We start from the raw sequence: 15,754 nt of genomic DNA, 5'->3' as shown, positions 1-15,754 counted from the left end.
ACATACTTTAGTCAGCAAATTTCAAGTTATGAGCATATTTAATTGATTGAAGTAAAGAAACACCTCAGTTTTGTAAATTTTTTGTATCAAAAATTGTCATTTAAAATAATGTTCGTATACTTGTAGCAACATGCTTACCCCGCTTCCCATTGATCAGCGCGCTTAGGGTAAGCTTTTTTTTTATACCAGAATGGCAAAAATCCCATTTAATAAACCTGCTCTCACTTATCAACAACAGATTGAACAACTCTCTAAAAGAGGTCTAATTATTGAGAATATAGGAAGAGCCACTCATCTTTTAGAAAGTATTAGTTATTACAGGCTTAGTGGGTATTGGTATCCATTATTAGAAGATAAAGAACAACATATTTTCAAAAAGGGTGCAAAGTTCGATAATGCATTTAAGATGTATTCTTTTGACAGAGCATTAAGAGTAATGATCATTCGTGAACTAGAAAAAATAGAAATATCAATACGTTCCAAAATGATATATATATTATCTCACGAATATGACCCATTTTGGTATACTAATGAGCAATTGTTTAAAAGGCAAGATAATCATGAAAATACGCTAGCCAAACTTAAAGAAGAATATATTAGGAGCAAGGAGGAGTTTATAATTAAATTCAAGGAAAAATATAATAATGACCTTCCTCCATGTTGGATATTATTAGAAGTAAGTTCTTTTGGATCGGTATCCAGTTTATATAGCAATTTAGAAGATCGCATACCAAAAAGAAAAGTATCTCACCATTTTGGATTAAACGAACGGGTTTTAGAATCTTGGATGCATTGTATCGTGTATTTGAGAAATATGTGTGCTCATCATTCAAGACTCTGGAATAGTAACCTAAAAATTACGCCAATGAAGCCAATTCGTACACAAAAACCCTGGCTTCATAATCAAGATGTATCAAATAGCAAAACTTATTATGTTATTTCTATGCTCTTATATCTGCTTCAAACAATTAATCCAAAGAATTCGTTCGTTAGACGTTTCAAAGACCTCTTGTCTGACTATCCGAATATCGATGTTGATGCTATGGGCTTTCCTATAAATTGGGAAGATGAGGATTTGTGGAGAATTCAATAAGTATACCTTTATCATCTGTAGATAACTAAGGAAAATGGAGCAGCAATCGCCACTCAAACTTATATTGCTTTACTTAACTGTTTACTTCAAGGACCTTTCAAAGTTCTTTTCAAAGGTTTCTATCTTCTTTATAAGTTCGTTCTCCCTTGAATAGGACTTATCTAAACGCTTTTTGAGTATTAAGTCAAGTTCTTGTATCCGGATCCAATTGTTTCTCTGTAATGGATTTTTGGTCATAGAGATTGAATGATTCTTTCATTGAACTAGTTACTCCCTTTCTTTTTGTTATTACTCCCTTGTTTTCGCCAGTCATTCTTTGTAATAGGCTATTGGCTACTTAGTTGTGTTTTTTATCGTCAAAGTTTTGAGTCTTAACAACTAGATTTAATAATGTTTGTCCTAGGATCCGAGTTCTTCTGTAATAATCCTCTCCATACTTAAATGCTTTGAAATACAATTTGTATTGTTTATTCTTGTATCTGGAAAAACCACCGATTTAAACTAACCAATTGATAACTAAATAATTATAGTCTAATGCTGAAATCATTTTATACGCCTATTTTTAGTCTTTTTATAGGGATGACTCTTTTGTGTTCCTGTGCAGAAAAAGCAATAACAGAAAACGCATTGTCAGAAAGTGAACAGAAAGATGGCTGGACACTTCTGTTCGACGGAAAAACTAGCGATGAGTGGCATTTATACAATAGAGGAAAAGTTCCATCTGCATGGGTGGTTCGAAATGGTGAACTTCAATGTTTACCTGCCGATTCATCATTGGGAGTTGAGCATGGAGATCTGGTTTCGAATAAAGAATATGAAAACTATGATTTGAAATTTGAATGGAAGATTTCTGAAGCCGGAAACAGCGGAGTTTTTATCAATGTTGTAGAAAGGGAAGATATTCCCAAGGCTTGGGCCTCTGGACCGGAATATCAACTTTTGGAAGATACTAATCCTGAGTTTTTAACAAATCCCGAAAAACGAGCAGGTTGTCTGTATGGGTTTTATCCTCAAAAGAATGAAGCAAAAACAAAGCCCCAAGGTGAGTGGAATCAAGCGAGGATAAAACAGGAAAATGGGAAGATAGAATTTTATCTAAATGATATACTTACTGCAGAAGAGGATTTAAACACAGAAGCATGGGGAGAGTTGGTAGCAAACAGCGGATTTAAGGTTTATCCTGAATATGGAAAGGCAACTAAAGGGCGAATTGGTTTACAAGATTGGTCGAAGGGCGTTTCCTTTCGTAATATAAAGATAAAAGAACTATAGTATTCATTTCCAAGATCTCATAGCCCTTCATAGCCTTGTACTGCTTTTTCAGCATTTTCACTGTTATAGCTGGCTGTTAATAACAGTATTAGGGCTAAAAATGCATCAAAAAGATCTTATCCTCTTATTATAAAAGATTATAGTTTACACCATAAATATAATAACCAGTATTTGAACAGTAAATGTACAGAGATTATACAGTCATTTTACCACTGTTCAAGGACTGTTTAACCACTGTTTGACCACTGTTTAACCTCTGTTTGATTAAAATAAATTTCGTACCATTATTATACAGTCAAAATATGACGCTGGAAATTTGATTTGAAAATTAGGTTACCTCGGTTATAGGCTGGAGTTGTTCATTTAAAAACATTTTTCTTTTTTCTGGGTTTATTAATGAAAACATCTTTAAAAAGGAAAATTATGAATAGTAGAAAATCGATTATATTGGCTTCCGCAGCCCTCATTTTGATGACTTCATTAAGTTCGTGCGAGTTAGTCACCGGTATTTTTAAAGGTGGAATGTATTTCGGGATTGCCTTGGTTGTAATCGTTATTGCTTTAATAATATGGTTAGTCAGCAGAATCGGAAAGCGTTAGTTTAATTCTCTTTAATTTTATTATCTTCATCCATATTTTATCTGTTGACAGGGTAAATATGAATACTTAATCGAATTAATAAATTAAATCTATTTTTAAAATGACTTTTAAAATTTCAACAATTATTACATTGCTTGCTGTGATTGTTGGCAGCTCTGCTAATGAAGTATCAGCACAAGAAGGCGAATGGGTATCTCTGTTTGATGGTAAAACTACCAAAGGCTGGCATACTTATGGAAAAGCTAAAGCAGGAGCGGCGTGGGAGGTAAGTGATGGTGCTTTGCATCTGAATATTGATGGTAAAACTCAAGATGATCGCGGTGATTTGGTAACTGATAAAGAGTATGAGAATTATCATCTTAAATTAGAATGGAAAATATCTGAAGGCGGTAACAGCGGTGTTATTTTTAATATTCACGAGGATAAAGATAAATATGCTAACACGTATAACTCTGGACCAGAAATGCAGGTATTAGATAGTGATAATCATCCTGATGGGAAGATATTTAAGCACAGGGCTGGTGATCTTTATGATTTAATTCCTTCGAGCTCTGAGCCGGCAAAGCCAGTTGGTGAATGGAACCTGGCTGAGATTATTAGTAATAATGGCAAGCTTCAGTTCTTCTTAAATGGTGTAAATATTGTTACTACTACCATGTATAATGATGAGTGGAAAGCATTGATTGCAGGAAGTAAGTTTGCTGAATGGCCTGGTTTTGGTACCTATAAAAAAGGTAAGATAGCATTGCAAGACCATAATGATAAAGTTTGGTTCCGCAATATTCAGATAAAAGAATTATAGTTTAAAACAATCAATATAAACAGGAGAGCCGCTTATTGAGCGGCTTTTTTGTTTATATAAATTGTTATTGTGTTTGTGAATTAAACTTCGGCATACTTTTCGTATCTATCTATATATAGATATTGAAATTAAAAAAGGAAAGCCATGAAAAGATTTAAAATTTACTCTCTTGTATTAGCAGCAACGTTTTTTTTATTTGGCAGTGCAGATGTTCTAGCTCAGAATCGTAATAGTAAGCACGCTGAGAAAGCTCGTAAAGAGTATTATAAACAGCAAGAGAAAGAAAGAAAAGCTTATAATAAATATGTTGAGAAGCAATATAAGAATAACGGTAGAAACTATACATATGTAGGAAAGAGAAATGGTCCGCCTGCCTGGGCACCAGCACATGGATACCGGGCTAAGAATCATGTTTACTTCCGTGATTATCAAACGTTCTACGATCCTTATAGAGAAGGGTATGTATATCGTCGGAATAGTAAATGGGTGTTTTCCAGAAGTGTTCCAACCTTTTTAGTAGGGGTGAATTTAGGAGCTGCCAGAATGAATTTAATCACTGATATTCCAGTAAATAGACGACCGGAACAATATTATAGCAGGTATGCTAATAGATATCCGAGAGATTCAAGGGTTCAGGTAAATATATCTTTGTTTTAGTATAAAGATTGTTTGTTCATAAAAGAAGCGAGGCTTATCATAATTTATGATAAGCCTCGCTTTTGTTAGAGTTTGTTTTTTGTTTTGAGTTTATTCTCGCTTTGTGGAAACGCTTACCCACCTTTAACCCGGACAAAGACATGTTTAATGTTTTTCTTTCCGGTTTCACGTTCGTCTACTTCAAATTTGTTTATGCTCTTTATGAGCGAAAGCATTTTTGGAAAGCCATAGTTTCGGGGGTCAAAATCAGGATGCTTTTTCAAGATGAAATTACCCAGGTCGCCTAAGAAAGTCCAGCCATCTTCATCGCCTAAATCGGAAATACTGCTGCTTAATACACGGATTAAGGATTTATCTATTTTTTGAAGACTGTTTTTTGCTTTATTTGAAGGTCGTTCTTTGCTTTTATCGATATCGGTTACACCTTCCTGCTCATCGGTATGCTCATCTATACCTAATATTTCAATGTAAATAAATTTGTCGCAAGCAGTAATAAAAGGAGTGAGGGTTTTCTTTTCCCCAATACCAATTACCCGCATGCCAGCTTCTCGTAGTCGGGTGGCTAATCTTGTAAAATCGCTATCGCTTGATACGATGCAAAAACCATCAACTTTCCCTGAATAAAGAATATCCATGGCATCAATAATCATCGCACTATCACTTGCATTTTTACCTACTGAGTAGCTATATTGTTGAATGGGGGTGATTGCATTTTCTAATAAAACTGTTTTCCAGCCTGAAACAGTGGGCTTCGTCCAGTCGGCATATATTCTTTTAAAAGTAGGTGTGCCATATTTCGCGATTTCTTCAAACATTAGCTTTACCTTTTTGTAAGGAACGTTGTCAGCATCAATTAGTACTGCTAAACGTAAATCTTTGATAGAATCCATTATGTTGTTGTTTAATGCGCATTAATTAAACAAAGATACTCTAAAAGGGGCCAAATAATCTGTTGAGTTTTTTTAAATTATATCTTTATCTTAGAGGTCTTAAGAGATAAAACCATTCATTTCGTTTTATGGAGGAGTTATTAAAAATAGTAATAGACTTTACGAGAGAATGGTATTGGGCTCCTTTAGCTCTGATTTATACAGGAGTAATTATCACCATTCTTATTGAGAATAGAAACCCTACTAAGACATTAGCCTGGCTGCTTGTTATTGTTTTTCTGCCAGGGCTTGGTTTGTGTATCTATTTTTTCTTTGGTCGGAGATTTAAGAAAAAGAAGGTTTTTAAACGGAAAAATAGTGGTGAACATCAGATCTTTTATGACAGGTGGCAAAAACATAGGCCTCAGTTAGAAGAGAACTTAAAGAAACTCGATATTTCTTTGGGTGATTTGGCGAACACCTATCGTTTTTTGTATAATGAAAATGTTTCTGCACCTATTATGGATAATAAGGTGAAGCTATTAATAAATGGCGAGCAGAAGTTTCCTGAATTGATTGAAGCTATTAAACATGCCAAGCATCATATTCATTTCGAGTACTATATATTTGAGGTTGATGAATTAGGGAGGCAGGTTATTGACCTCTTAATAGAAAAAGCTCTTGAAGGTGTAGAGGTTCGTTTTTTGGTAGATGATTTTGGTTCTTCCAGAATGAAAAGAGAAGAAGCGCTGATGCAAGAAGCAGGGGTTTATTTTATACGCTTTTTGCCTGTTAGATTTACCTCTATGGCAGATAGCAACTTTAGGAATCATCGTAAGGTTGCTATTATTGATGGTTCTACAGCATTTATTGGAGGAATTAACATATCCGGACGCTACGTTAATGATGGAAAGAACCCTTTATATTGGCGAGATACTTCTGTTAAAATACAAGGTAGGTCAGTTTTCCTTCTTCAATTTCAATTTTGGCTTACCTGGCATTTTTCTGACGGCATTCCTTATGAGTTAACAGAACATTATATGGATTTGGATGATGGTTCTGATGGAGATGCAACAGTAAGTTTTGCATTAAGTGATCCTGGTTCGCCCTCACCTTATAATATGGAGGCAATTTTAATAGCCATTGCCCGTGCAAGTGAATCGGTTCAAATTTGTACGCCTTACTTCATTCCGAGTGAGCAAATTAGTACTGCACTTCAAGTTGCAGCAGCAAGTGGAATAAAGGTGGAATTGATTATGCCTATGCGTCCAGATTCATATATTGTTCGTCATGCTTCTTTTTCTTTCTTAAAACCAATGTTAAAAAGAGGCGTACACGTATATTTGTATAAAAAAGGTTTTATGCATGCTAAAACTATCTGTGTTGATGGAAAACTTGCCTTTGTGGGTACTGTAAATATGGATATCCGTAGTTTTTACATTAATTTCGAAATAGCAGCTTTAATTTACGATAAGAAGCTTTGTGTAGAGATGCAGAAGCAATTTGAAATTGATAAGAAAGATAGTAAGCATATTGATATGAAGTACTGGAAAAAACGATCGGTTTTGAAAAGGGGGTTAGATTCAGTTTGCAGATTATTAGCACCTTTATTATGATAAAAAGAGGATTTGAGTTATAAATTATATAAATTAGAATTTTCAACCTATACTATGAAAAGATTAAACTTAATTAAACCTATTGTTGGCAGTTTCTTATTGGCACTGTTGGCTTTTGTATTTGCATGCAGTCCACAGATTAAGAATAGTAAAGCTAACTCAAAGTTTAATACAGTTCAGAATATCCCTCAGGACATTGAGAAATGGGAAAAGTCAATTGCGGCATTTGAGCAGCAAGATAAAGAGAATCCACCTAAGAAGGGATCTATTCTCTTTGTTGGAAGCTCTTCTATGGTTATGTGGAAGGATTTGGATTCTTATTTTCCTGGCAAATTTATCATAAACAGGGGTTTTGGAGGCTCTCAGACTGACGAAGTACATTATTATGCTTTCAGAATGTTGTTTCCTTATCAGCCTAAGCAGGTAGTAGTATACGTAGGCGATAATGATGTTAATGCAGGAAAATCTCCTGAGAAGGTTTTTAGTGATTTAAAGGATTTCTTTGAAGATATCAGGTATCAGCTACCTAAAACAAAGATTACCTACATTTCTATTAAACCTAGTCCGAGCCGTTGGGCCTTGATGGATAAATTTACGAAAACAAATACGTTGGTTGAAAATTATTTGGAGACGGTTAGTAATTCAAGTTATGTAGATATCGTTAAGCCTATGTTGCTTGGAAATGGCAGACCTAATCCAGCCTATTTTCTGTCAGACAGCCTACATATGACTCCGGCAGGTTATGATGTTTGGGCTAAGGCACTGGCTCCGCATTTGGAGTAGTTAGTTGCAGAATATAGATTCAAAGATTTATTCCTTTGTAACGGTAGTTTTATAAAACTCATTAAATCATTTTGTACCTTTGCTTTCAATGAAAAAGCTACTTCTTGTACTTCTGGCTTTTGTATACCTGGGTAATTCAACAGGGTTTGCTATGCATTTCCATTATTGCATGGATAAGCTGACTTCAGCTTCTATTCTTTATGGAGCTGAGGAGTTGCAAGACTGTGGGATGCCTGATTCTCCTGAAATGGAGAAAGACCACTGCTGTAAGGATGAAGTAAAGATTACCAAAGTTAGTACAGATCAGTTAAAGGCTGAACCATCTTTAAAGTTAATGCAGACTTGGGCAATTTCTTTGCCTTTAAGCATTCATGAACAACCTGCTTTTTTAAATCTACCAACAGACGCAAGCGAACACCCAGTAAGTAATGCACCACCCAATGTGCAGAGTGTTCCGGTCTATCTTCGTAACTGTACATTTATAATATAATACCCTCCTTAATAGGTCACAGAACTTATTAAATTCTGCTGATCGGCATTTTCTTAAATGCTTTATTCAACTGCTATTTTCTAGCTTATAATTAAATTATTCTTTCATTCTGAATGGTTGTTGAACTGTTTGAATGCGATGGATGATTTGATAGAGATACAATCTTTAAAACACATCATACAATAAATTATATAACAATGAAAACTATCTTTTTAAGTTCAATTGCAATAATTGCTCTTGGCATTTCGGCTTGTAATAATACTCCACAAAATGCAACCTCTACAGCAGCTACAGAAACTCATGTTGAGTCTGATCATACAGAACACGTTGCTGTTAAGGATGCTGATCTTAAGGCAATAACACCACTGTTTTCTGATCTGTCGCCTGAAGTTTCCTCATCTATTAAACAAATTGTTGACTATTATATTAATGTCAGTACTGCTTTAGGTAAAGATGATAATAAGGCAGCTGCATCGGGAGGAATGGCACTTTCAGAACTTATTAATCATGTAGATAAATCTGCTTTTAGCGAAGAGCAAAAAAACATGTATGTAAAGAGTGAGAATGCTCTTAAGGAACACGCTACTGCTATTGCTACCAATGTAAATAATATTGAAGTTCAACGTGAATCTTTTGAGAAGATGAGTGAAGATGTTTACGCATTGGTGAAAACTTTTGGTGCTGGAAGGAAACTTTATAAAGCCCATTGTCCAATGGTTGATGCTAACTGGTTAACTGAAAAGAATGAAATTAAGAACCCTTATTATGGTGAGAGTATGCTTAATTGTGGTTCAATCGATGAACTTGTAATGTAATTATGGTACATCGCCTAATAGAATGGTCTTTACGGAATCGGTTTATTGTATTAAGCCTTAGCATTGGGATTTTTATCTGGGGGATATTCTCTATAAAGAACAACCCCATTGATGCTATTCCTGATCTATCGGAGAACCAGGTTATTGTTTTTACCGAATGGATGGGTCGGTCTCCACAATTAGTTGAAGATCAAATAACTTATCCGTTGGTTACCAATCTTCAGGGTTTGCCTAAAGTTAACTATGTAAGAGCTACCTCTATGTTTGGAATGAGTTTTATCTACGTGGTTTTTGAAGATAATGTGGATGTTTACTGGGCACGAGAGCGCGTATCGGAAAGGTTGAGTACGATAACTAGTTCGCTACCGCAAGATGTAACACCTCAATTGGGACCTGATGGAACAGGAGTAGGACATATTTTATGGTATACATTGGACGCACCAGATTTGGATCTGGGAGAGCAAAGAGCAATACAAGACTGGTATGTTAAATTCGCTTTACAGAATGTTCCTGGTGTGAGTGAAATAGCTTCTTTTGGAGGCTTTCAAAAACAATACCAAGTAACAGTAGATCCTAATAAACTTTTATATTATAAGCTTTCGGTTCCAGATGTTATCACTGCTGTTCGTGCTAATAACAATGAAAGTGGAGGTAGAAAGTACGAAGTGAGTGATATCGGTTATATCATTAAAACCAATGGCTATCTGGAATCTATAGAAGATATCCAGAAAATTCCGGTTGGAAATCAAAATGGAGTACCCATCTATGTTTCTGATGTTGGAACTGTGCAAATGACCGGTGAGGCAAGACTGGGCATATTTGACCAAGATGGTGAGGGTGAAAGAGTAGGAGGTATTGTGGTTATGCGCTATGGAGAGAATGCAGCTCAGGTTATTGACGATGTAAAAGCTAAAATGATTGAAGTGAGTAAAGGGCTTCCTGAAAATGTGAAGTTTGATATAGTTTATGATCGTGGAGAATTGATTAAGGAATCAATCTCATCCATTAGAAATACCTTAATTGAAGAAATGATAATCGTTTCTCTTATTGTTATCATCTTCCTTTTCCATTGGCGTAGCGCATTAAGTATTATTATTCAGATACCAATTACGGTGGCTGCCAGCTTTATTTTATTGAATGCTTTTGGAGTTTCTTCTAATATCATGTCATTAACAGGTATTGCTTTAGCTATTGGAGTAATTGTAGATAATGGAATTATTATGAGTGAAAATTCATATAAACACTTATCTGACCGATATCATGAGTGGGAATTAAGTCAAAAATCAAAATCTGAATAGCATGAATTGGTTTAAAAGATTATTTAAAAAGACGCCTCAATGGATATCTGAAGAAGAGAGGCTTCAAATCATTGAAAAGAGCAGCAAGCAGGTAAGTCGTGGTGTTTTCTTTGCCACTGTAATTATTATCACTTCTTTTCTTCCGGTATTTATGTTGACAGGACAGGAAGGAAAGATGTTTCATCCCATTGCTTATACCAAGACTTTCATCATGATTGTGGATGCTTTATTGGTGTTAACATTGGCGCCGGTATTGATTTCCTTTTTTATGAAAGGTAAATTTAAACCTGATAGTTCAAATCCGGTGAATCGTTTCTTAGAACGGATCTATGAGCCTATAATAGAATGGGTTTTAGAGTGGCGGAAAACTACGCTGGCTATTAATATCCTTGCATTATTAATTACTATTCCTGTGTTAAAGAACATGGGATCTGAGTTTATGCCGACGCTGGATGAACAGAGTATATTGTTTATGCCGGTAACCTTACCTGATGTAAGTAATGATGAGATCAGAAGAATTTTGCAGGTTCAGGATAAGATCATTAAACAGGTGCCCGAGGTAGATAAGGTATTGGGTAAAGCTGGTAGAGCCAGTACATCTACAGATAACTCTCCTTTAAGCATGATTGAAACAATGATTATGCTTAAACCAAAAAATCAATGGAGAGAAGGAATAACTAAAGACGATATTATTAAAGAGCTGGACACAAAGCTTCAGATTCCTGGAGTAGTGAATGGATGGACGCAGCCGATTATTAATCGGATAAATATGCTTGCAACGGGTATTCGTACAGATGTTGGAATTAAAGTATATGGTCAGAATCTGGATACTATTGCCAATGTTTCAGAAAAAGTAAGGAATGCTTTGGAAGGTACGCCAGGAGTTCAGGATCTTTTTGTGGAGCCGGTAACTGGTGGAAAATATTTAAATGTTGATATCAATAGGGATGCGTTAGCTCGGTATGGATTGAATGTTGATGATGTGAACCAGACTGTTGAATCTGCCATTGGTGGTGCTCCTGTTGGACAGACCATTGAGGGAAGACAGCGCTTTAGTATTAATGTTCGCTTGTTGCAAGACTATCGAAATAGCATTGATCAACTCAATCGGATCCCTTTAATGAGTCCTGTATTTGGCGAAGTTCCTTTAAGTGCTGTGGCGACTATTAAGTTTGAAGAGGGACCACCTATGATCACTTCAGAAAATGCTTTATTGCGCGGAGCGGTTATGTTTAATGTTCGTGATCGGGATTTAGGAAGTACAGTTGAGGAAGCGATGGAGAAATTGAATGCTGCAGATGGTATTCTGCCACGGGGTTATTTCTTAGAATGGAGCGGTCAATATGAAAACCTGATCCGTGGGCAACAAACATTAATTTGGATTGCACCGGTTGTTTTGGTCATCATTTTCTTCTCACTTTATTTTGCATTTCATTCTGTTAGAGAAGCCTTCCTGAGCTTAATAACAATACCATTTGCACTGATTGGAGGTGTATATATGGTTTATTTCTGGGGTGCTAATCTTTCTATTGGAGTCGCTGTTGGTTTTATCGCCCTTTTTGGAATTGCGGTTGAAACAGGTATTGTGATGGTGATTTATCTAAATGATGCCATGCAGCAATTGATCAAAGAAAAAGGCAATAGCAGAGAAACCATTAGTAAAGCGGATTTGAGAAAGTATGTGATTTGGGGAGCAAGCAAACGCTTACGGCCTAAAATTATGACCGTTTGTGTTTCGTTATTTGGACTGGTACCTATACTATGGGCAACTGGTGTTGGTACTGATATTATGAAACCTATTGTACTGCCAATGATTGGGGGTGTTTTTACATCTTCTATTCACATCCTTTTGGTGACACCTCTTATATTTTTAATGTCTAAAGAGTATGAACTACGAAAATTCGGAAAACTTGAAACCCATGATGCACCACATTAAATATACTTGTTTGTTGCTTCTCCTGATGCCTGTAAGTGTATTTGCACAGGATTCATTGTCTTTATCGATTAATGATATTTTAACAAGAATAGAGAAGCAGAATGTTTCCCTTGAATCGTATGATTTGAAGGCGAAGAGTTATAATTATAAATCAGAAGCTGCGACTTCCTGGATGGCTCCGATGGTAGGTGCCGGAACTTATATGACACCTTATCCCGGACAAAATCCGATGGCGGATGACAAAGGCTCTCTTATGTTTCAAGTAGAGCAGGATATTCCTAATTTTTCACAGCAGAAAGCAAATCAAAAAGCCATTATCTCTCTTGGAGATATAGAATATGCAAGTAGGGATGTAAAATTAAATGAGTTAAAAGCTCAAGCTAAAAGCCTGTATTTTGGTTGGTTGATTGCTTTAGAGCGGATACAAGTTTTGCGTGAAAATGAAAAAATTATGCAAACAATGCGAGAGGTTGAAGAGATTAGGTATAAATATAACCAAAGTCAGTTAGGGAGCATTTTTAATATTGATGCTAAAATTGAAGAAAATCAGAATATGATTTTGATGCAGGAAGGCGAGATTTCTAAATCTCGGGCTTGGCTTAATTCTTTGATGAACCAGGCTGGAGATACTTATTTTTCTATTGATACATCAGAGCAGTTGGTATTTGTTCCACAGGCTGTTTTAGATACTGCTTCTTTAGCAGACCAGCGAGCAGACATCATTAAAATGGAACGAGAGATTGCCAGTATGAAGCTTGGAGTGGAAGTCATGAAAAAGGAAAGCCGCCCTGGTCTTAAGATACGATTTGATCATATGTCACCTCTTGGCGCAGGTATGATGCCAAACTCTTATAGCATTATGGGAATGATATCAATACCGATAGCACCGTGGAGCAGTAAAATGTATAAAAATGAAGTTTCTGCAATGAACCTGGAAATTGATGCTATGCAAAAAGAACGACAAGGTATGCTTTTAGAGAGGCAGGGTATGGTTTACGGAATGCAGTATGAGATTTTGAATGTGCAGAAACGATTGGACAATCTTGAATCAAAGATTATCCCTTCTTTAAAGCGGGCATTGGATGCAAATTTTCAATCGTATCAAGAGAACAAAATTCAATTGCCGGTTATTATTGATAACTGGGAAGCATGGAATATGATGGAAAATAATTTATTAGATGAAAAGTTAACGTTCTATCAATTAATAATAGACTATGAAAAAGAACTATTTAGGTAGCTTGTTTACCTTTCTATGTATTATTTTCTTGGCTTCTTCTTGTAAGCAGAAGGTTACTGAGCATACGGTATTACATAGTGGGGAAGAATTAAGTGATGATATAAAGAAGAGTATACAGCTTGTAAATGGCAGGATTGTTTCTCAGGCTCCGGTTATTTATGCTGATTCTGGCAGCAAGGTTCTGGAGTTGGAGATACAAGGCCGTATAGTGTACGATACGCGTGAAAAAACAATGATAAGTAGTCGGGTGGCAGGCCGGATTGAGAAGTTGAATATAAAATACAATTATCAGCCAGTTAGAAAAGGACAGCTGATTATGGAGGTTTACTCTCCTGATTTAGTTGCTGCTCAGCGAGAGCTTCTTTTTCTTCAAAATGGAGACTCCGGGGATGTGAAGAGTTCGGCCATGAAGAAGCTTTTATATCTGGGAATGTCACAGTCTCAAATTGATAGAGTATTAAAATCGGGAACTCCTGAGTATCGGGTAGGGGTTTATAGTCCGGTTAATGGATTTATTGTAGAAAACGGATCTTCTACTACGATGGATCAGGAAGCTTCGGCTGTTATGGTTCGAGAAGGTCAATACTTAAATGCAGGTGAAAGTGTTTTTACTGTTTATGGAAATTCAGGTTTAGTAGCTGAGTTTTCTTTAGACCCGGGAAATGCCTCATTGATTAAGAAAGATCAACGTATTCTGTTTTCTTCTCTTAGAAACCCTGATGATTCTTTTGTGGAAAATGTTGATCTGATTCAGCCGATTTTTAGAGAAGGAGAGAATTTTACATTGGTACGTATCTATGTGCCATCAGAAGGATTTATTATCGGTGAAATGTTACAAGCTAAGGTGCCGATCTTTATTAAAAACAGTTTATGGCTCCCTCAATCATCTGTAATAGATCTTGGAATGGAATCAGTTGTATTTGTAAAAGAAGGGGATGTTTTTGTTCCCAAGAAAATTGAAGTGGGAGCTAAAGTGGGTGGATTAGTTCAGGTTTTAACGGCTATCAACGAATGGGAGATTGCAGAGGATGCTTCTTATTTAATGGATAGTGAAAGTTTTATCGCTCTTAAAGAAAGTAAATAATGGAAAGGAAGATTTTTATACGCAATTTGATCTTTTCAATGGCGGCCCCATCTTTGTTGATTTCTGCTTGTACAAATAATGAGGTGGCACAAACAGATGCTGTACAAACTTATACTTGTCCGATGCATCCACAAGTGATGCAAGAGTTTCCTGGAAAATGCCCGGTTTGTGGGATGGATCTCGTGCCTTTTGATCGCACAAATAAAGAGAAGTTTCTTACATTAAATGAAAATCAACAGCTTTTGGCAAATATTACGACAGCTGTTATTGGAGAAAGTTCGTTGAATAGTAGTTCTTATTTGAATGGGCATTTGGTTGTCAATCCGGATCAGACAAATTTTGTTAGTAGCAGGCTATCTGGAAGGATTGAAACTTTGTATGTAAAGGAAACTGGAGTACAGGTTAAAAAGGGACAAGCTCTTTATAAACTATATTCAGAGCAACTGCTTAGCCTTCAGCAAGATTATCTTTTAATGGAAGCGCAGGCAGAGAAGCTGAGTAGCAATACGCGATTTAGAGAGTTAGCCAATGCATCTCGGCAGAAATTGCTTTTATATGGTCAGACAGCAGGACAGATTGATCGATTGAAGAAAGATGGTGCTGTTCAACCTTATGTAACATATCTAGCTCCATCTTCCGGATCTGTTTCTGAATTGATGGTTGTAGAAGGTCAGTATGTAGATGAGGGATCTGTATTGATGCGACTTGAAGATTATAGCAGGCTTTGGGTAGAAGCGGATATTTATCCGAGTGAAGCGTCTTCTATAAAGATTGGTAGCAAGCTTAAAGTAATTGTTGCAGGTTGGGAAAGTGAACCTTTGGATATGCTCGTTCAATTTATAGCTCCGGCTATGGCTTCTGGCGGACAGGTTTTACAGTTAAGAGGTACTATTGAAAATCGGAATAATTGGCAACCTGGCTTACAAGCTAAAGTATTACTACCTTACGATTCTAATAGTGAGGAGCTTACTTTGCCAGTTGATGCGGTTATAAGAGATGGAAAGACTGAGCATGTTTGGATAGAGACTAAGCAAAACATATTTGAACCCAGGAAGGTTGTAACTGGAAAGGGATCAGCAGATAGGGTTGAAATTAAGGAAGGGTTGGTAAAAGGAGATAGAGTGGTTGTAACCGGTGCTTATTTACTGTATAGTGAGTATGTTTTGAAAAAGGGAGAACACCCGGTGTCTGTTTAACGATTT

14 protein-coding genes are annotated in these 15,754 nt (G+C 36.2%); 13 read left to right on the top strand and 1 reads right to left on the bottom strand.

The window, feature by feature from the left end; genetic code table 11:
* The first annotated feature begins 190 nt into the window (after window positions 1–190).
* From C8N28_RS05150 to C8N28_RS05135, 4 genes are all read left to right on the top strand, one after another.
* Window positions 191–1,093 (top strand): Abi family protein, encoded by a 903-nt coding sequence (locus C8N28_RS05150; RefSeq protein WP_132222161.1) that lies wholly within the window; start codon window positions 191–193, stop codon window positions 1,091–1,093.
* Window positions 1,094–1,627: 534 nt separating this feature from the next.
* On the top strand, window positions 1,628–2,365 hold the full coding sequence (locus C8N28_RS05145) for a 3-keto-disaccharide hydrolase (protein WP_221410192.1): 738 nt from the start codon (window positions 1,628–1,630) through the stop codon (window positions 2,363–2,365).
* 700 nt (window positions 2,366–3,065) lie between these two features.
* A complete protein-coding gene (locus tag C8N28_RS05140; RefSeq protein ID WP_132222159.1) occupies window positions 3,066–3,767 on the top strand; it encodes a 3-keto-disaccharide hydrolase in 702 nt (233 codons plus the stop codon).
* A 144-nt stretch (window positions 3,768–3,911) separates the two neighbouring features.
* Entirely contained in the window at window positions 3,912–4,424 is a 513-nt protein-coding gene (locus tag C8N28_RS05135) for a hypothetical protein (RefSeq protein WP_132222157.1), read from the top strand.
* Window positions 4,425–4,537: 113 nt separating this feature from the next.
* Here the strand turns inward: C8N28_RS05135 and C8N28_RS05130 are convergent, their stop codons facing one another.
* A complete protein-coding gene (locus C8N28_RS05130; protein ID WP_132222155.1) occupies window positions 4,538–5,314 on the bottom strand; it encodes an NYN domain-containing protein in 777 nt (258 codons plus the stop codon).
* A 128-nt stretch (window positions 5,315–5,442) separates the two neighbouring features.
* Between C8N28_RS05130 and cls the strand changes: the two genes are divergently transcribed.
* From cls to C8N28_RS05085, 9 genes are all read left to right on the top strand, one after another.
* On the top strand, window positions 5,443–6,909 hold the full coding sequence (cls, locus tag C8N28_RS05125; RefSeq protein WP_132222153.1) for a cardiolipin synthase: 1,467 nt from the start codon (window positions 5,443–5,445) through the stop codon (window positions 6,907–6,909).
* Window positions 6,910–6,963: 54 nt separating this feature from the next.
* Window positions 6,964–7,692: a GDSL-type esterase/lipase family protein gene (locus tag C8N28_RS05120; RefSeq protein WP_132222151.1), complete on the top strand. Its 729-nt coding sequence runs from the start codon at window positions 6,964–6,966 to the stop codon at window positions 7,690–7,692.
* Window positions 7,693–7,780: 88 nt separating this feature from the next.
* Entirely contained in the window at window positions 7,781–8,182 is a 402-nt protein-coding gene (locus tag C8N28_RS05115) for an HYC_CC_PP family protein (protein WP_132222149.1), read from the top strand.
* Between the two features lie 197 nt (window positions 8,183–8,379).
* Window positions 8,380–8,997, top strand: a complete 618-nt coding sequence (locus C8N28_RS05110) for a DUF3347 domain-containing protein (protein WP_132222147.1) — start codon at window positions 8,380–8,382, stop codon at window positions 8,995–8,997.
* Between the two features lie 2 nt (window positions 8,998–8,999).
* A complete protein-coding gene (locus C8N28_RS05105) occupies window positions 9,000–10,295 on the top strand; it encodes an efflux RND transporter permease subunit (RefSeq protein ID WP_132222145.1) in 1,296 nt (431 codons plus the stop codon).
* A gap of 1 nt (window position 10,296) precedes the next feature.
* On the top strand, window positions 10,297–12,231 hold the full coding sequence (locus tag C8N28_RS05100; protein ID WP_132222143.1) for an efflux RND transporter permease subunit: 1,935 nt from the start codon (window positions 10,297–10,299) through the stop codon (window positions 12,229–12,231).
* Window positions 12,182–13,468, top strand: a complete 1,287-nt coding sequence (locus C8N28_RS05095; protein WP_246012754.1) for a TolC family protein — start codon at window positions 12,182–12,184, stop codon at window positions 13,466–13,468. The genes C8N28_RS05100 and C8N28_RS05095 overlap by 50 nt, the downstream gene beginning before the upstream one ends.
* Complete coding sequence (locus C8N28_RS05090) at window positions 13,446–14,552, top strand: efflux RND transporter periplasmic adaptor subunit (RefSeq protein WP_132222141.1); 1,107 nt, start codon at window positions 13,446–13,448, stop codon at window positions 14,550–14,552. The genes C8N28_RS05095 and C8N28_RS05090 overlap by 23 nt, the downstream gene beginning before the upstream one ends.
* Window positions 14,552–15,748, top strand: coding sequence for an efflux RND transporter periplasmic adaptor subunit (locus C8N28_RS05085; protein ID WP_132222139.1), 1,197 nt, complete (start codon window positions 14,552–14,554; stop codon window positions 15,746–15,748). Before C8N28_RS05090 ends, C8N28_RS05085 begins: the two co-directional genes overlap by 1 nt.
* Window positions 15,749–15,754 lie beyond the last annotated feature (6 nt).

Source organism: Albibacterium bauzanense, from assembly GCF_004339765.1.
Classification (GTDB): domain Bacteria; phylum Bacteroidota; class Bacteroidia; order Sphingobacteriales; family Sphingobacteriaceae; genus Albibacterium; species Albibacterium bauzanense.
This window is presented reverse-complemented; position numbering and strand designations above follow the sequence as displayed.